This window comes from Paenibacillus sp. LX16 (assembly GCF_036252815.1).
Classification (GTDB): domain Bacteria; phylum Bacillota; class Bacilli; order Paenibacillales; family Paenibacillaceae; genus Paenibacillus; species Paenibacillus polymyxa_B.
In genome coordinates this window covers 1,463,326-1,482,370 of the sequence record NZ_CP141152.1, presented here as the reverse complement: position 1 = coordinate 1,482,370, position 19,045 = coordinate 1,463,326, and the positions used below count along the sequence as shown (strand labels likewise).

Below are 19,045 nucleotides of genomic sequence, written 5' to 3'. Positions count from 1 at the left end.
GTTAATTGATCTTGGAATTCAACTCTGTTTGAAGTTCGTGCAGATCACTTGCGGAAATCCCTAATTCGTCATAGCCATTTTGGATCACAGTAGTATTCACAGACTGGGCCTGCTTGGATTGTCCCTTTATAATAAAGGTGCTTAAATCCGCTACGCTTGGATACTGGAATATATCTTTGGTAGTCACTGTAATATCTTTCACTCGAAGTTGCGCCGAAATTTGAATTGCTTTTATTGAATCTCCTCCCAATGTATAAAAGTCCTCGACTACACTTATGTTTTCAATCCCCAACACCGTTTCCCATACATGGGCTATCGTCTCTTCAATGCTGTTCCTTGGATGTATCGCTTGATTCTGAAAAAGCTGGCTTGTATCAGGTATTGGTAGTTTTTTATGATCCACTTTGCCATTTGCATTTAGAGGCAACTTATTTACCTTTACAAAATAGGCAGGAATCATGTAGTTTGGCAACCTTTCGGAAACCCATTGCCTGATTTTTTCGGTATTCATTTCTTGATCTGCAGCAAAATACGCACATAAGCGCTTATCCCCTTGTTTATCTGTCTGCTCCATGATGAATACTTCTTTAATGGCCTGATTTTCAAGGATACACTTTTCAATTTCACCTAATTCAACTCGGAATCCCCTAATCTTTACCTGATGGTCATTACGTCCTAGAAATTCAATTTCTCCGTTTTCAAGTCGTCGCCCTAAGTCACCTGACTTATATAATCGTTTATCATGCAGATAGAAAAATTTCTCTTGAGTTAATTGGTGATTGTTGAGATAACCTCGTGCGAGACCTTCTCCAGCAATACACAGTTCCCCAATTGCCCCAATTGGCTGCTGCTGATTATCCGAATTAAGAACAAGCACCTCCGTATTCTTAATGGGTCGGCCGATCGGGATCGTAAACATCTCCTCATTAACTTCTTGAACTTCATGATACATCGCATAAACGGTACTCTCTGTGGGGCCATACATATGAATAATTTTCCCTTTACCCATCAACTGAAAAGCTTTATTTACATGTACTATGGATACTCGCTCGCCACCAAAAAGTACCTTTCTTACATTGGCCAAGCAATGAATTTCAAGGTCTACGAGTGTATTAAAAAGAGCCGTTGTCACAAAAAAAACGGAGACATTCTCTTTTAAAATCAACTGAGCTAACTCAGATACATTAAGCATTGTCTCTTTGTCTATTAAAACAAGTCTTGCTCCATTCAAAAGACTCCCAAATATATCAAAAATAGAACCATCAAAAGCAAAGTTGGACAATTGGAGAATGGTATCTTGTGGTGTAATTTGTACATAATCTGAACCCTTCACAACTCTCATTACATTGATATGTTCAATCATGATTCCTTTAGGTATACCGGTCGAGCCAGAAGTATACATTACATAAGCCAAATGGTTAGCCTCTGATAGGCGTAGTGGATTACTCTTATCACGATCATTTGTTTGTTCCAGCACGTCCTCAAGAACCAAAATCCGACGTCTTTCGGAACCTTCCAGTTGTGCTATTAGCTTTGTAATTAAAGAAACCTTTGATCGCGAAACTACAATGATTGATAAGTTCGCATCCTGCACAATAACCTTTAACCTCTCACTTGTATTTTCCGGATCAAGAGGAGTATAGCCTGCATTAGATTTCAAAATGCCTAGTATCCCAATAATCATCTCTGGTGAACGCTCAGTAAGCAGTCCAATTAGTTGATCAGGTTGAACACCTATATCTTGCAAAACATAGGCAAGCTTGTTGGCTTGCCTATTTAACTCACCATAGGATATATGAGTTTCTCCATAGGTAAGGGCCGTTGCAAATGGCGCAATTTCAACTTGTCTTTCAAATAAATCTGCAAGTGTTTCTGTACCGCTATGCTCCATACTCTTTGAGCTTCTCAGTGCAATAAGTTCGATTTCCTCATCAGCACTCAAAATACAGATATTTTTCAAGCAAGCAGAAGGTTCACTGTAGATTTTCATTGCGACATTATATATATGATTTGCCATTCTTCTCACAGTATCTTCAGAATAGATATTGGAATTATAGATAAATGTTATGTTTGTTTCATCTCCCGGAAGCACTGTAATACTTAAGTCATAATTAGTATGTTCTATAACATTAACGTCCTTGATGTGTACATTTACTTCTGTTAATTGATGTTTCCATGAGGAATTTAAAGGCGTATTATCAAACACATAAATATGATCAAACAGGCTTTGTCCAATCGACTGATTTTGAATCTGTGAAAGGGACAAATGCTCGTAGGGCTTAGAATTCAAATTTAGATGATGAATTTGCTGTATTAGTGAAGTAAAGGTTAAGTCTCCTGCTGATTGTATACGTAAGGGAACTGTATTAATAAACAACCCTATCATTCGCTCAACTGCTGGGATCTCTGGTGGTCTTCCTGCAACAACTGAGCCAAATACAACATCGTTACTATTATTATATTTTTGCAGCACAACCCCCCACAGACTCTGATAGACCGCGTTTAATGTGACTTGGTTGTTTCGGGCCAATTCTTTTAAAAAATTGGACAGCCGACGCTCTAATTGAATAGAATGTTTACCCAAGCTATAATCTTGAATTAATTTGTTTCCATTAGTATGTGTCTGACCTGGCATGATTGAGCACTCTTCAAAACCGCTTAAATAATCTTTCCAGTATTCAAGCGCACTATCTTGGTCTTGTTTTGCCAAAAATTCTATATACTGACTATAAGGCTGCTCCATACAAATGGTTTGGCTTTGTCCTTTAACTAAACCAGTATAGATTTCGAATAATTCGCAAAGGATTAAATCAGAGCACCAGCCATCCATTAAAATATGGTGAAAAGTGAGTATACAAGTACTTTCACTAGAGCTTGTCTGGAGCACGGACAGCCTAATGAGCGGATCTACCGTTAGATTGAATCCTTGCTGACGATCCTTTTGTAAATAATGCTGAATCCACTGTTTTTTATCCAGATTTGATATATCAGCTCTGCTTTTATAAACAAATTGAAGAGGTCTTTCCGTCAGCACTACCTGAAGTGGCTGCTTGACCTTTTCCAATAAAAAAGTAGTTCTTAATACATTGTGCCGTTGGATAAGTGTCGAAAAACTTTGCTTCATAAGTTCAGCATTAAGATGACCTTCCATGGTTAGGATTAGCTGTACTATATAAGTGTTGGGATCTGTATCTGAGAGAGAATGATATAATATGCCTTCTTGCATAGGGGACAGCGCATATATATCCTGAATTTGTCCTTTCGAAAACGGGTTCACTCTACTCACCTGCCTAATCTAGTGTTTAGAATTCAAGGAACTGAGAAGTACATCATAAATCATATCTAAATCCTCTTCCTTTAAATTTTTTAATGTAAAATCACTTGGAGTGCGCAACTGCTCCTTCTTGTCTATGCAATGCTGAATAATCCTGATAAGCTGCTTTTCATATCCTTCCGCCAAATGCTGGATTTCTTGTCCACTAATTCGTGCACTATCATAGCCGATAGAAAGATGCAATTGATCTCCCGTGATATATCCTGTTATTTCAAGTGCATAACACAGTTCATTATTAGGGCTGATATTCCCTAATCCCTCGGGTCCAAAGGAAGCTGCACTACTGTAAGAAGAGAGTTGGAAATATGGAGAACTTGAGATTGGGTCAAGTTGACCTAAATAATTGAAATTAATTTCTGGTTCAATAGAAAATACCAAAGGCGCCCTCAAACTTTCCGTGCTAAGATATTTGAGTACCTCATAGTCCAAACCTTTATTCGGAATAGTTCTAAGATTCTCTTTGGTTTTTATAATCCAATCAGGCAAATTGTCAGGCTCATACATACATAGAAGTACGGGGCACTGAGATGTGAACCAGCCGACTGTACGTGTAATATTCATATCAGGTAAAATATCTGTACGGCCATGGGATTCCATATTGATTACAACTTGTTTGACTTCAAGCCAGTCATACAGAGCTATCCCTAAAGCAGTTATCAAAACATCATTTATATCGGTGTTATATGCATGATGAACTTGACCAAGAACCCATTTTGTGTTTTCTTTTGACAGAGCAAATTTTAAATTACGTTTGTTCCTTTGTGTTGACACCTGCACTTGGTCATTCTTCCACAGTAATAATTCCTGATTAACTTTTGCATTAAAATTCAGCCAATAAGGGATGTGTTTTACTATTTCCTTACTATATGAATAATTCTTCAATGCTTCAGCCCATTTTTGGTATGAATCTGTTTTTCCTTGCAGTATAACCTTTCTGCCTTTAATAATTTGCTCATAGGACTTTGAGAAATCTTCGATTAATATACGTAAGGAAATTCCGTCCATCACTAAATGATGTATCGACAACAGCAAATGATCTCCCGACTTGGATCTGAACAGTCCTAAATGTACTAATGGACCCTTCTCCAAACTTTTACTCCCTTGAATCTCTGAAATTTGGTCAATAATAAATTTTTCTTCATCCTCATGCGGCACGTCGAATACATTGAAGCCGAATACCTCGGGACTCACGTCCATGTTCACCTGCTTTAAAATACTTCCCTCCATCTGGTAAGTCATTCTAAGCGCGTCGTGGTGCTCAACCAATGTTTTCAAAACTCTGAGCAATGCTTCTGTTTCATACCGTTCCGGATTATAAAACAGAACAGATTGATTCCAATGATGCTTATCAGTTAACTTTTTTGTAAAAAACCAATGCTGAATAGGGGTAAGGGGGACATTCCCCAAAATTTTGCCTTGGTCACTCTTACGGTGAATCTGTTGAATGGACTGGCCAAATTGTGCAATAGTAGGTTGTTTTAAAAGATGATGACTACCGAGCTTTAGATTATGGGAGTTCAACTTTGCAGATAATTGAATGGCTTTAATTGAATCACCACCCAAATCATAAAAGTTATCATATATTCCCACCTGCCCTACGCCAAGAACCTCGCTCATTAGTAGGCATAAAAGTTCTTCTAAATTAGTGCGAGGCTGATGATGATTAGATTGCTCCGATAAATCCCTGGTTGGCATAGGAAGGGCTTTTCGATCCACTTTTCCATTAATGGTCATAGGAAGTTCAGATAAATAAACAAAATAGGTTGGCATCATATAAATCGGTAATTCTTGCCTGATAAACTGACGCAACTCCGTTGTGCTAATCGTATTTTGAGCTACATAATACGCGCACAACTGCAGCTGATCCTGCTCATCCCGAATAGCCTGCACCACTACTTCTGTGATTTCTTTATATTTAAGAAGAATCGCTTCAATTTCTTCCAATTCGATCCGATGTCCACGTATTTTTACTTGCTGATCCATCCTCCCACGATATTCCAAATTCCCGTCAGGAAGCATCCGAACTAAATCACCAGTTCTATATATTGTTATTTCCGGAATTCTTGGATGTTGGATGAATTTTTGTTCTGTAAGCTCTGGACGATTCAAATAGCCTCTTGCCAGCCCACAGCCGCTTATGAAAAGTTCCCCGATTTCTCCAGCATCAACAGGGTTTAGTTGCTCATCAAAAATAAAAAAATGCGTATTCGGCAATGACAAGCCTATAGGAACTGAATTACCTTCAAAATATGCTGAAGGAGCCACCCATAAAGAAGCACATATGCTCGCTTCTGTGGGCCCGTATGCATTCACATAAGTTGTACACGGACTCCATTGATTCACCAAATTACTGGATGATGACGATCCGGCTGTTATCAGCAACCTTAAATCCGAAATATGTGAAGCTTCCAGGTACACTGCATAACTTGGAGGCAGTGTTAAGACGGTAATCATATTTTCTGAAACATAGGATTCAAAATCGATGGGATCATGTATTATTTTCTGAGGAATAATATATAAGGTCGCCCCATTAAAAAGTGCCATGAAAAGTTCCCATACAGAGGCATCAAATGAAAAGCTGGCGAACTGACCGATTCGATCTTTTGAAGTAATATGGAAATTATTTGCCCAAATTGACTGCAAATTTTCAATTCCCTTATGTTCTAATAAGGTTCCTTTAGGCTGCCCTGTTGAACCTGAGGTATAGATTAAATAGGCGAGATCGCTTGAGCAAACATTCCGCTCCAAATTATCAGTCGAGCGATTACAATACAGCTGTTCAGTCATTATTAATTTACTTAATCCTGGATGATTAGGAGTTTTCAAATGCTGTTGTGTAAGCAGCAACTTTACGTTACTGTCACTTAGCATGAATCTAATTCTCTCCTCAGGGTAACCTGGATCAACTGCCAAATAAGCTCCTCCAGATTTAAGGACCGCTAATACTGCAATGATCATATCGACGGAGCGTTCCATCATAATTCCAACAATACAACCAGTACAAACATTATGCTCAACCAGTACTTCAGCTAATTGATTGGATTTTTCATTTAATTCGCGATAGGTTAGGTATTTTTCACAACTGACAACAGCGGGATGATCTGAATTAGCTACTACTTGCTTTTCAAATAGACTGTGGATAGTCATATTGTTATTCCTCCCTGCCGAGTTTCCATCGTTCTATTCACTTGAGTCCAACTTCAATGGAGTGCAGCATAACCTGACTGGAATTTAGTTTGAAATATTTTTTAATTTTCCGGAAATTCATATCACCAATAGAACACAACCCCACCTGTTCCAGTTCAGCTACTTGAGTAAACAGTTGCACCATAATTCCACAGTCGATAGCGGCATACAAATAGCCCATTCCTCCATATTTCGGCATCGTTACCTCACTGTTATAAACCATAAACACAGAAAAAGCTGATGTGCTAAATATTTCTTGATTTTGGGCATAATGAGCTTCTTGTGTGATAACACAAGCGCTGCTTACCATTTGTAGCATATTACGTACAGGATTATAGTAATATAAGCCTGCCTTTACCTTTTCTACACGGGCGTCCTTAACATAAATGAATATATCGATTGGATATAATCCACCATCGGTTGCGTAAAAATAGCGAATCTCCCCATTCGTTATCGTCTGCTTAAAAACAGAGATTAGTTTTGAAAATGTTTTAAATGGAAGTTTAAGATTTATATCAAAATTACGAAAAGATCTGCGATTTACAATCTCTTCTGTGAAAGAAACATCCTCTAGAGGAAGTTCGTACTCCATAACATTCGAAAATGAGCGTTCAAGCTGTTTTTGTTTGAAGTAATTGTAACGTTCCGGATCAATGAAAGTGTCATCGTGGTGAGGATTGTGTACAAGATAATTATGCGGATAAAGGAGCTCTTGAGGGGATAAAATAGAATTTACTAATATACGTTCATTAATTAAGTGTTTAATAAAATCAACAAATAGTCCCTGATCTAAATGAGAATAATGCTCGATAAGAGATTCCAGCTTTATGCCTTTTTGCGTTATGTAGTACAATTCAGGAAATAATTCAAGTGCTATACCAGAGAATATGGATTGCTCAATTTCAACAGCATCCTCTGTTTTGCACCAACGAACGGATGGAGACCAGAAATACTCCGCTTCATCATGGATTAATTTGGATAATTTCACAGGGACTTGCTTATGCATAATAGTTCCTCCTCTAAATATGATCATTTAAGATATCTGACCACTGACTTATTATGCTGGTTGTTTTTTATGAAAGAATACCCGTTCCATTTCACTATGCCTGCCGAAACACCGACAACTGTACAATTAGCAGGTACATTTTTTAACACAACTGCGCCTGCTCCTATTTTGGAGTAATCGCCAATTGTAATAGGGCCCAATACTTTGGCTCCCGCCCCTATAACAACCCTGTTTCCAATAGTAGGGTGCCGTTTCCCCACATCTTTCCCAGTGCCCCCTAAAGTAACATTCTGATATATCGTCACATTGCTCCCAATTACAGTAGTTTCACCTATTACAACTCCAATACCATGATCTATAAAAATCCCATCTCCCATCTTCGCACCCGGATGTATATCTATTCCCGTAAAAAATCGTCCCCAATTAGATAACATTCGTGCAAATAAATACAAATGAGCCTCAAAAAGGAAATGAGATAATCGATAGAATATCAAAGCATGAAAACCTGGATAACATAATAGTATTTCTAGCCAACTATTTGCCGCTGGGTCCATTTCTCTAATAAACCGGATATCCTTGATCAACTTGCTTAACATTTCGGATCACTCCCCTTGCAGAAGTATCTTTCCGATGTAAATGTAAGCATCATTATAGACTGTTCATATATACCCACCTCTCTAATAGCATAGAAAACATTAATAACTATACATTTTTTAAAAAATATAAAATACTAAATATTTAGTATGTTACACAAGAAATATTCTACCTCCATATTTTCGTAAAGTAAATATTGAATTAATGTTTTTCAGGTTAAATTTATAATTACAAACTATATAAAATCTATCAACTTAATGGTAAAAAGCTTTCCCTTAAACAAAGGGATTATGAGGTGCTTATCTAAGGATACCTTTCTCCATTTAATACTATTGATCAGTAACCAACCGAATGGTATTTAAAAGACAACAAAGCTCACGTACTCCGATGTTGAGGTCAGCCATCGTGTCTCTAGGGATAAAACCGATTAATTTCTTAGTACGGCTTCTTTTGAAGAAGCACAGTGAGAAACGCATGTAGGCAATAAACCTTTACATCATTGGATTGTAATGATATAATCCGACTATAATCCTTTACTAAATATTTAGTATAAAACATTTAGCAATAAAGTTATGGAGGAGATATCATCTTGAGTACAACACGTGTGATGGTTCTTGGGCTCTTGCTGCAATATGGAGCAATGTCAGGATACGAAATACAACAGAAAATGCAATCAGCACAAACGGATAAATGGGCTTATGTGCAACCAGCTTCCATATATCATGCCTTAAAAAAAATGGATTCAGAAGGAATTGTACAGTTAGAAACGTTAGAACAGACAGGGAACCGGTCCAAAGCTATATATGCTATCACGGAGGCTGGAAAAAGTGAGTTTAGTCGGCTTTTAATCGAATCATTTAAGGAATCTTCTGTTGTATTTCCAACAGCACTGTACACAGCTTTAACTTTTATGAATGAGGCTGGGCTCCATGAAATTGAGGAAGCTTTAAGTTTCCAGCAGCAAGCCATCGAAAAAATCTATAAAGAAATGAAATTAGGGCAAGAACAAAAAGCTGAACTTATGGATATCCCTGTAAACGTTATGTTAATTTTCAGAAATATTTATGATCAATGTGAGCTTCAATTAAAATTTGTTAAACAAATTAAAGAGGAAATAAGAAGAAATTTATGAGGAGGATGTAATAATGAAACTGAGTAAAGGAGTACAAAATAAGCAAAAAGCTGCACTAATTGTTGTCGGATTAGCTGTATTCATTGATATGTTAATCTATGGATTAGTCGTTCCCATTTTGCCGAGGTATGCAAATTCTCTGGGCGCAACTCAAACTGAAATCGGATTTTTATTCAGCAGTTATGCAATCGCATTATTTATAGCTACACCTGTTTTTGGCCTATTAACGGATCGGATTGGGAGAAAGACACCTCTATTATGGGGGTTAATTGGACTCATAGCCTCCACTTTTATGTTTGCCATAGCCCACACTTTCTGGCTACTTATAGTGGCACGCGCTCTTCAGGGAATCGCAGCCGCAATGACCTGGACAGCAGGACTCGCTCTCTTGGCTGATCTATACCCTTCTGAAGAACGTGGTAAAGCTATGGGCTTGGCATTATCCGGTCAAGCCGCCGGAACCCTTCTCGGACCGACAATTGGCGGTTGGTTGTATCAATGGGGAAGTTACCAGCTTCCTTTTTACTTTGCCATCTCCTTGGCCGTCATCGATGCTGTACTTCGACTAATTCTCCTGCATGATATTCCGGAAGCGAAAAATGAAAAGTATATTTCCCCTTTCTCGTTCATGAAAAATAAAGATTTGCTTTTGGTTATTGGAGTGGTGATTATCGGCGCATCCATCCCAAGCGTACTTGAGCCAACATTACCGTTACACCTACAGCACAAATTTAGCGCTAACCCAGGAATTATTGGATTATTATTTGCTATTCCCACGCTTGCTTATGGCCTGGCAACACCTTTTATAGGACAGTTTTCTAGTAAAATCGGCTATAAAAATGGAATTCTCCTCGGTCTACTTATGGTATCCATCGCACTTCCTCTAACTGCACTTCCAGCAATATTATCGCTTCAAGCTGTTATTTTAGCTATTTTAGGGGTTAGCATGGGTATGGTCCTTGCTCCCTGCTTACCTCAACTTGCTGATATCTCTCAACGAAGTGGAATTCATTCTTATGGAATTACTTTTGCACTCTATAACACGGCATACTCGATTGGCCTAATGATCGGCCCTATTTTGAGCAGTACTCTCACGGATCTAATGAATATTAAGTTCTCTTATTTAATCATAGGCATTATTGTATTTATATACATGTTCGTACTCGCTTCAGCCTTAAGGAAAACCAAAAATTCATCAAGCAATGTAAAGCTAAGTAAATAAGTGAACAAAAATTCATATCCACATAAATGATAAAACATTTTATTGCATATTTTCCATTATACAGAATTTCAACTCCTGAAAAAAGGTATTCCTCAAGCTTATCGCTCAGGAATACCTTTTTTTGATCCATTTATGGCTTGGCAGGCTCTACCTTCATTTGCGCCTCAAGCGCGAGATTCAGCTTGAGCACGTTCACACGCGGCTCGCCGAATACCCCGGCGCTGCGGCCTTCTGTCTGCTCCTGCACCAGTGCTCTCAGTTGATCCTGCGGGATACCCGTCAAGCCGCTAATGCGCGGAATTTGCACCTGTGCCGCCTGTGGCGAGATGTGCGGGTCCAGACCGGAGCCGGAGTTCGTAATCAGGTCCACCGGAACCTGACTGACAGGTACATCCGGGTTATGCTTCTGCCAATCCGCAATAGAATCCTTGACTCGCTGCATCAAGGCCGGATTCGACGGTGCGTAGTTACTAGAGCCTGAACCAGCCCCATTGTAATCAACGCTCGATACCCGACCTTGGAAAAACGCCGAATCGGCAAAGGACTGCCCAATCAATTCGGAGCCGACCACCCGCCCCTCTGCGTCACGGATCATACTACCGTTTGCTTGCTGCGGAAACAGAACCTGCGCTACTCCTGTACTGACTAGCGGATATGCCAAACCGCACAAGAGAATCATCAGCACCGATGTTCGCAAAGCCACTCCAATAACTGTACTTCCTCGCATCTCTTGTCTCTCCGGTTGTCCTTCCGACACTGTCCCGGTCCCTGTACGTTTGTTATGACCTTGCCCGCCAGATTCGGCTTTTTCGTGCGCAGCAAATCTGCGTCCAGACATCATCCGATAAAAACCACTCATGTCATTCACCCTTTCTGCGCTAAATCCACAAATGCACCAGCAAATCAATGGCCTTAATGCCGATAAACGGTACGACCATACCGCCCAGACCGTAAATCAGCAAATTCCGTCCCAGTAGGCGATCCGAGCTCATCGGTTTATACTTCACGCCCTTCATGGCCAGCGGAATCAGAAGCGGAATAATAACCGCGTTAAAGATCAGCGCCGACAAAATAGCGGACAGCGGGGAGCCAAGCCCCATGACGTTCAAAGCGCCCATTTGGGGAATGGCCAGCATGAACATCGCCGGGATGATGGCAAAATATTTGGCAACATCATTCGCAATGCTGAACGTTGTCAATGCTCCGCGCGTCATAAGCAGCTGCTTGCCGATCGCGACCACCTCAATAATTTTGGACGGATCGGAATCCAGGTCCACCATATTAGCCGCTTCTTTGGCTGCGACTGTGCCGCTATTCATGGCAAGACCGACATCCGCTTGCGCCAGCGCAGGTGCATCATTCGTGCCGTCTCCGGTCATGGCAACCAGCTTCCCCTGTTCCTGCTCACGTCGGATAACCGCGATTTTGTCCTCCGGCTTGCTCTCAGCTACAAAGTCGTCCACACCCGCTTCTCGTGCAATGGTAGCTGCTGTCAGCGGATTATCTCCCGTACACATGATCGTACGGATACCCATTTCCCGGAGCTGATCAAACCGTTCCTTCATGCCTGGCTTCACTGTATCTTTCAAATAAATAATGCCGTATATCTGATCATCCAGCGCGACTGCCAGCGGTGTACCTCCTTCAGAGGCTACCTGATTCGCTTTTTCCTCCAGATCGGCTGGAACACTGCCGTTTTGCGATACGATCCATTGCCGAACAGAATCCACCGCACCCTTGCGTACCTTTCGTCCATCGGCCAGATCCAGACCACTCATCCGGGTCTCCGCCTTGAATTCGATAAAGGTTCCATCTGCTGCCAAGGATGCATCCAACGTATGCTCCTGTTTGCGCATCAATTCGAGAACCGAGCGACCCTCTGGCGTCTCATCCTTCATTGAGCTAATCGCGGACCACTTCACTAACTCTGCCTTCTCCACGCCCTCTACAGGCACGAATTCACTCGCCATCCGGTTTCCGAAGGTGATTGTACCTGTTTTATCCAGAATCATCGTGTTGATATCTCCAGAAGCTTCTACCGCCTTACCTGACATGGCCAGCACGTTAAACTGGGTGACCCGGTCCATACCGGCAATCCCGATGGCTGACAGCAGCCCTCCAATCGTGGTCGGAATCAGACAGACTAGCAACGAAATCAGCACAGGAACAGGCAAATCAATGTTAAAATGACGGGCAATCGGCGCTAGCGTAACCACCACAATTAGAAAGATAATCGTCAAGCTAATCAGCAAAGTGTTCAGTGCAATCTCATTTGGCGTTTTTTGCCGCTGTGCGCCTTCCACGAGCGAAATCATTTTATCAATAAATGTCTCGCCCGGCTCTGTAGTAATCCGCACCTTAATCCGGTCACTGACCACTCGCGTCCCGCCAGTTACCGAGCAAAAGTCACCACCCGATTCCTTGATGACCGGAGCCGATTCTCCCGTAATTGCAGATTCATCCACCGAAGCCAGACCTTCAATGACCTCACCATCGCTTGGAATCATTTCGCCCTGGGAGACAATAACCACGTCCCCCTTACGCAATTCGGTTGAGCTAACCACCTGAATGTCATTTCCGATGAGCTTGTTAGCTTGTGTATCCTGCTTGGATTTTTTTAAAGAGGCAGCTTGTGCCTTACCCCGCCCCTCCGCGAGCGCTTCGGCAAAGTTGGCAAAAAGCAACGTAAACAACAGAATAACAAACACGGCCAGGTTAAAGCCCATTTCCTTGCCAGTTCCAAAATAACCGGGAAACAGTAACATTAGCAGCACGACCAATGTACCGATCTCCACGACGAACATGACAGGATTCTTCATCATGATCATCGGATTTAATTTTATAAAGCTATCCTTGATCGCATGCTTCAAGATGCTTCTGTCCAGCATGTGTTTGCGTTGTTCCTTCATGATCAAACACCCCGTTCATCCATTCTCATTTTCTTCTTCACATGGTCAAAAATTCAGCAACAGGTCCCAATACGATGACGGGTAAAAAGGTCAACGCACCAATCAGCAGCACGACCCCGATCAGAATGGCTCCAAATAACTTGTTGTCCGTGCGCAGTGTCCCCGTCGTCACCGGAGTCGGTGCTTTGGCATTCAACGAAGCCGCCACAGCCAACAATGCAATCATAGATACATATCGTCCGAAGAACATAACCATCCCCGTTGTCATGTTCCAGAATACGTTGTTATCCGAAAGACCTTCAAACCCCGAACCATTATTTGCGGCAGATGACGCATATTCATAGAGCACCTGAGTCAACCCATGATAGCCAGGGTTAGTGACCGCATCGTATCCCCAATGACTCATAAATGCAAGTGCAGTTGGGGCGAGAATGAGAAACGGATGTACCAAAATGGCAATCGCGATCAGCTTCATTTCCTTGCCTTCAATTTTCCTTCCCATAAATTCCGGAGTTCTCCCGACCATCAGTCCGCATATAAACACACCCAGAATCGCATACATCAGCATATTCATCAGCCCGACACCCTTGCCGCCAAAAATGACGTTTAGCATCATTTCTCCCAAAGCAGCCATACCACCCAGTGGGGTTAGTGTATCATGCATATTATTGACCGAACCTGTCGTTGCCGCTGTTGTGACCGCAGTGAATAAAGCCGATTGTCCAATGCCGAAACGAACCTCTTTCCCTTCCATGCTTCCCTGAGAAGCATCCACACCCAGTGTCTGGATTAACGGATTACCTGTCTTTTCAGACACGTACGTAATGGATAGAAAAATAAGAAACAATACCATCATGGAGCTAAAAATAATCCAGCCCTGCTTACGATTACGGGCAAACAATCCAAAGGTATACGGCAACGAAGCCGGCATTACCCACATTGCCAAAATTTCCAGCACGTTCGTCCAAGGACTTGGATTTTCAAAAGGATGCGCAGAGTTAGCTCCCGCATAACCGCCCCCGTTTGTCCCCAAATGCTTGATGGACTCCAGGGAAGCAATAGGTCCCATAGAAATCTGCTGCTGTGTTCCGCTCAGCGTCGTAAGATCCGCCGTAGGCTGTAGCGTCTGGGGTACCTTCAATCCAACCAGCACCAGCGTAAGCACAAAGGCCAGCGGCAGGAAAATTCTTATAATGGCTTTAATAAAATCTTGAAAGAAATTGCCCATTCCTTCACCGCGCCGCGTCAATCCTCTCATAAAAGCCGCTGCAACCGCAAAACCGGAAGCAGCCGAAGTGAACATCATCATCGTGACGAACGCCATCTGTGTCAGATACGTAAGCCCGCTTTCTCCACTATAATGTTGGAGATTCGTATTCGTCATAAAGCTGATTACCGTATTAAAAGCTAGTGATGCTTCCATATTACTGTTTCCTGCCGGATTACCGGGAAGCATTCCCTGTAAACGCAACAGCAAGTAGCTGATCGCCACAAGCACGACATTCGTAGCAATGAAACTCATAACATACGTAGTCCAACGCATGCTCTCCAGCTTCTTCAATCCTACTACTTTATAAATCAGCTTTTCTGTTCCGCCAAAAATCCGATCCGTCCGATTCGGTTCATTCGAGAATACATGATACATATATGTACCCATTGGCTTTACCAAGAGCAGCAATATAAGGATCACAATTCCAATTTGAAGCAGCTCCATCCTCTATTCCTCCTTCAAAATGCTCCTGCGTTTGGAACAACAGACCCGATTCAGACCATCTATGGAGTGCACACGTTTGCGAAAACCTGCTACCTATGATGCTTAATATTCAGATCTGTTGTTCCCGCCCGCTCTATCCCCTATAGCTGACTAGAACTTTTCAGGGTTCAGGAGTGCGTAGATTAAATACATAAACACAATAGCCGTAAGCCCAAGTATAACGATCATCCTCTTCGTCCTCCTTTAGAGGTCTGCGCATCACACCAGCGTACAAACAGCAATATCACTCCATAACTCACAGCCATGACGAGCAGCATGTATATATCCATCATGTTCATAACCTCCGTATCGGTCCTCAGATCGCCATTCTTATTTCATCATAAAATCATAAAACAACTATGTTATAAGTGCTTATCCGTTCAGTAGAAAACCCACCTCTCCGTTCAATGTGTAGATCACATGGTCCGCTCCCAATCCCCGATAAATTCCTTGTGGATTACAGCCGTGCGTAATAACATAGATCGATTCCGATGTTAGTGGCCGACATATTTGCAGGAAACGGCAAGTCAGATTCAAGCTGTTCTCGAACAAATACACACTACCAATTTCTTTTTTTGGAAAATTCCATTTTCCCGCTTGCATGGTATTGATGCGGACAATGTGCTCCACACCCATTTTTTTGAGCTGTCGTTCCTCCTGGGCGCTATTCGTGAGAACTGCAAACGCCAATTTTTTGAACATAAGCAATTTCACAAAACTTCTGCCCGCTTCATTCGGTGCAGTGACAATAATTAACCGACCTTCCATCAGTAGCTCCTCTCCCGGTATAAAAAGACAACAAAAAGAAGCCGAAGGAAAAAGGCTTTCCTCCGGCTTCTTACATATCCATGATAAAATAAACCATGGCTGCACACGGCGGTTTGTTGCCTCTCCCTGTACGCTTACGAGGTTAGCTGTCGGATTCGGACGTGAGAGTCGCCCTATTTCTGGTACTTGACCGGAAAATTCACCCCATGAGACACACGGCTTCCGAAGCCGTACAGTCTCGATTGGTTCCCCCGCTTTTGCAACTGCAAAATTCAGCGCTATAGACATTTCGTTGTTGCTTCATTCAAGTTAATTTGAAATTACGTCTTGAATCATACACCCGCGCATGGAAGACTGTAAAGCTCAACTGCGGGGTTATAAATCGGCCTTTAGAGCCTAGTATATTAATAATAGCGCTTACAATACAACTATGCTTCTCACAGCTCCTTCAATCTCTGTTTTTCATCCCTTTTCGAAAATGACAAGCATGTCAATATTGGCGTAGGGTAGAGCGTTTTTGGCCTTTTTTTGTAAAAAGAGAAGAAAATACGCTATATGTACCAGCTAAACACCGATTGAACCCGCTTTTATAAGAAGAAACACCTTAATTCGCTCCATTTGCGGTGCGATTTACTGTTTTGAACAAAATACGATTTTACAGCGGCTAAAGGCTTGATACAGCTTTTCCAAACTTGCAACCTCGCTTTTAATTGCTTACAATTTAATTGCTGAATATTGAATAAGGAGAGATACTATGACCGTTTATGAATATGATGCGCAAACCCTGCAAGGGAAACAAATTCCGTTATCCACATATGAAGGGAACGTTCTGCTTATCGTGAACACTGCCAGCAAATGTGGGTTAACCCCCCAATACAAAGCGCTACAAGAGCTATATGACCAGTACCATGAACAGGGGCTCGAAATTTTGGGATTTCCCAGCAACCAGTTTGCCAAACAAGAGCCAGGTTCTAGCGAGGAGATTTCCGAATTTTGCCAGATCAATTATGGTGTTACCTTTCCGATGTTCGCCAAAACAGATGTCAATGGAGATCAAGCGCACCCCTTATTTCGCTACCTTACCCAAACAGCTCCGGGGGTATTAGGATCCAAAGCGATCAAATGGAATTTTACTAAATTCTTAATTACACGAGAAGGTAACGTATTTAAGCGCTATGCACCGCAAACCACTCCAGATAAGCTGGCGGGAGATATAGAGAAGCTTTTGCAGCAAAACTGACATTCTTCTTAATCACAGTTATTAAACAACCTGTTGTCTACCGTTGCTTCTGTGGCTAAAGGATATAACGAAAAATGCTTAACAAAAAAAAAAGCATCCCTTCACGTAAAACGTGTCAGGATGCTTTTTTTAACTGGGTCTTGCATATAATGCGGTCGAGAGGACTCGAACCTCCACGGGCGTACGCCCACTACCCCCTCAAGATAGCGTGTCTGCCATTCCACCACGACCGCAAATCATAATGTAATGAGGCAACAGATTTATTATACTCTCTCATCAACTATTTGTAAACAAAAATATAATAATTATTTTGTGTGTTATTTTTTCTAACATATATAAGCGATAATAATATTTAATTTGACACAAAGGCTACTAAAATGTAAATATATATTACATATATTTCGAATTTTTTTGTTATCCCCAAGTGCAGAGTAAAATAATATAACATAATAATTCACTTCGAGGAGGCGAACCACCCTGCATAAAGGCAACCGCTTGCTGAACTATGCTTTATTGTTGGACCCTTCCCTACCTATTGGTGGCTTCACCCGTTTTAACGGACTAGAGAAACTATTCCGCAACAGACATTTGAACAGTCTACAAGACCTGGAACATTACATGTTGGATGATTTGTATCCTCAATTTACAACCGTTGATGGCATGGCTATCAAAAGTCTGTATGTCGCCATCCAGCAGAATGACGGTTGGCGGATCGCTCTCATTGATAAGATGCTGCATACCCAACGTCCCTCCTTGCAGCATGTGAAGGAGTTGCGTCTATCCGGTCAGCGTCTACTCAAGCTCGCTAAGGCTCTTTATCCTTGGCTTGAATTTGACCAGTTGGAATCCATACTCATTCAATACAATGCGATTGGCACACTCGCTACCGTTCACACCTGGATTAACCTCCTCCTCGGAAACGATGTAGAACAGACCGTTCACGGCTATCTTGGCGCAGCGGTGTCCTTCTGTGTGGAAGATGCCTTCAAACTACTCAATCCTCCTTATGAGGAAAAGAACCCTTTTATGGAGCGTATGACCAGCGAGCTGCTCTCTGCATGGAAGAAGCTTAACGAACCTGAGCCAACCGCATTTCAGCGTCGTCTTCTTCACAGACACTGGTCCAGCTCCTACATCACTCTACCTCTTTATATGAGCCATAATAGCCAATTGGATGAACCTAGACTGTTTTCCTCTCCTCAGGTCTATTCAAACGCCTTCCAGCATCCCCCTGATGCGTCGTTTCGCTAATGTGGCAGCAACACCAAAAACACTCTGTCCCTTTCCTCAGGTGGCAGAGTGTTTTTTATCCACATATAATCGAAATTCACACCATTAGCAGACTCTAGACGGATTATCAGAACCATCTAGCACTTAATTAAGTAATTAATTCAATAAAATGACGCATTTACGATTGTAAAAACACGTATAAAAGTGTATCATAGTTTTAGATGGTTAATTCTAACATGTTTACTGATGATTATTATAACACACCAATTATTCCGCAAGAATCCGTAAGGGGCGATTTCTCTTGAACAACAAAATGCCTGTCACCTCCTTCGGGTGGGCCATCAAACAACGGCTTGTCGAACTTCGACTGGATCAGAAAACATTTTGTGAGACACACAATATTCCACCTTCACGCTTGTCCAATCTGATTCACGGCACCCGCAAAGCACAAAGGTACAGAAAACAAGTTGCTGCAATTCTGAACATCGACGATAACGATTATAAGGAGGCACCGCCACTCTAAACCCAACAAGCATTCCAGTTACATATAGGTCATTCCATACCACCAAGAAACCAAATAAACCCGTAAAGCGAACTGAAGTGCACCCCTTAGAATAGACATTGGAATAAACCCCTGGTTTATCCGATGAAATCTAAGGGGTGCATTTTTT

14 protein-coding genes, 1 tRNA gene and 1 riboswitch are annotated in these 19,045 nt (G+C 41.7%); of the genes, 5 read left to right on the top strand and 10 right to left on the bottom strand.

The genetic code is table 11. From position 1 onward, the window contains the following. Position 1: 1 nt before the first annotated feature. The 4 genes from T3H97_RS06830 to cysE are packed head-to-tail and all read right to left on the bottom strand — an operon-like array spanning position 2 to position 8,122. Positions 2-3,277, bottom strand: coding sequence for a non-ribosomal peptide synthetase (locus T3H97_RS06830; RefSeq protein WP_328802080.1), 3,276 nt, complete (start codon positions 3,275-3,277; stop codon positions 2-4). Positions 3,278-3,295: 18 nt separating this feature from the next. Continuing rightward, complete coding sequence (locus T3H97_RS06825; RefSeq protein WP_328802079.1) at positions 3,296-6,481, bottom strand: amino acid adenylation domain-containing protein; 3,186 nt, start codon at positions 6,479-6,481, stop codon at positions 3,296-3,298. Positions 6,482-6,518: 37 nt separating this feature from the next. Further along, complete coding sequence (locus T3H97_RS06820; protein WP_180984596.1) at positions 6,519-7,526, bottom strand: SagB/ThcOx family dehydrogenase; 1,008 nt, start codon at positions 7,524-7,526, stop codon at positions 6,519-6,521. Between the two features lie 23 nt (positions 7,527-7,549). Next, complete coding sequence (cysE, locus tag T3H97_RS06815; protein WP_328802078.1) at positions 7,550-8,122, bottom strand: serine O-acetyltransferase; 573 nt, start codon at positions 8,120-8,122, stop codon at positions 7,550-7,552. A 587-nt stretch (positions 8,123-8,709) separates the two neighbouring features. Between cysE and T3H97_RS06810 the strand changes: the two genes are divergently transcribed. Together T3H97_RS06810 and T3H97_RS06805 are read left to right on the top strand one after the other, a co-directional pair. Further along, the gene (locus T3H97_RS06810) at positions 8,710-9,252 is read left to right on the top strand and encodes a PadR family transcriptional regulator (protein WP_069012203.1); all 543 of its coding nucleotides are present in this window, start codon (positions 8,710-8,712) and stop codon (positions 9,250-9,252) included. Between the two features lie 13 nt (positions 9,253-9,265). Continuing rightward, positions 9,266-10,474 (top strand): MFS transporter, encoded by a 1,209-nt coding sequence (locus T3H97_RS06805; RefSeq protein ID WP_103048849.1) that lies wholly within the window; start codon positions 9,266-9,268, stop codon positions 10,472-10,474. 130 nt (positions 10,475-10,604) lie between these two features. Here the strand turns inward: T3H97_RS06805 and kdpC are convergent, their stop codons facing one another. The 5 genes from kdpC to T3H97_RS06785 form a co-directional block, all read right to left on the bottom strand. Next, positions 10,605-11,333, bottom strand: coding sequence for a potassium-transporting ATPase subunit KdpC (kdpC, locus tag T3H97_RS06800; protein WP_328802077.1), 729 nt, complete (start codon positions 11,331-11,333; stop codon positions 10,605-10,607). A 19-nt stretch (positions 11,334-11,352) separates the two neighbouring features. Continuing rightward, the gene (kdpB, locus tag T3H97_RS06795; protein WP_328802076.1) at positions 11,353-13,383 is read right to left on the bottom strand and encodes a potassium-transporting ATPase subunit KdpB; all 2,031 of its coding nucleotides are present in this window, start codon (positions 13,381-13,383) and stop codon (positions 11,353-11,355) included. Positions 13,384-13,420: 37 nt separating this feature from the next. Then, a complete protein-coding gene (gene kdpA / locus T3H97_RS06790) occupies positions 13,421-15,097 on the bottom strand; it encodes a potassium-transporting ATPase subunit KdpA (protein ID WP_272640120.1) in 1,677 nt (558 codons plus the stop codon). A 150-nt stretch (positions 15,098-15,247) separates the two neighbouring features. Further along, positions 15,248-15,325: a potassium-transporting ATPase subunit F gene (locus T3H97_RS26385; protein ID WP_071559652.1), complete on the bottom strand. Its 78-nt coding sequence runs from the start codon at positions 15,323-15,325 to the stop codon at positions 15,248-15,250. A gap of 183 nt (positions 15,326-15,508) precedes the next feature. Beyond that, the gene (locus tag T3H97_RS06785) at positions 15,509-15,904 is read right to left on the bottom strand and encodes a hypothetical protein (protein ID WP_013309257.1); all 396 of its coding nucleotides are present in this window, start codon (positions 15,902-15,904) and stop codon (positions 15,509-15,511) included. Between the two features lie 115 nt (positions 15,905-16,019). Then, positions 16,020-16,192, bottom strand: a riboswitch (cyclic di-AMP (ydaO/yuaA leader). Between the two features lie 466 nt (positions 16,193-16,658). On the opposite strand from T3H97_RS06785, the gene T3H97_RS06780 reads away from it, so the two are divergent. Continuing rightward, positions 16,659-17,144 (top strand): glutathione peroxidase, encoded by a 486-nt coding sequence (locus T3H97_RS06780; protein WP_103048853.1) that lies wholly within the window; start codon positions 16,659-16,661, stop codon positions 17,142-17,144. A gap of 150 nt (positions 17,145-17,294) precedes the next feature. Here T3H97_RS06780 and T3H97_RS06775 read toward each other — a convergent pair. Continuing rightward, positions 17,295-17,377 (bottom strand) — tRNA-Leu (locus tag T3H97_RS06775). Positions 17,378-17,639: 262 nt separating this feature from the next. Between T3H97_RS06775 and T3H97_RS06770 the strand changes: the two genes are divergently transcribed. Then, positions 17,640-18,395 (top strand): urease accessory protein UreF, encoded by a 756-nt coding sequence (locus tag T3H97_RS06770; RefSeq protein WP_328802075.1) that lies wholly within the window; start codon positions 17,640-17,642, stop codon positions 18,393-18,395. Positions 18,396-18,675: 280 nt separating this feature from the next. Next, on the top strand, positions 18,676-18,897 hold the full coding sequence (locus tag T3H97_RS06765; protein WP_069291380.1) for a Rha family transcriptional regulator: 222 nt from the start codon (positions 18,676-18,678) through the stop codon (positions 18,895-18,897). The last annotated feature ends 148 nt before the right edge of the window (positions 18,898-19,045 follow it).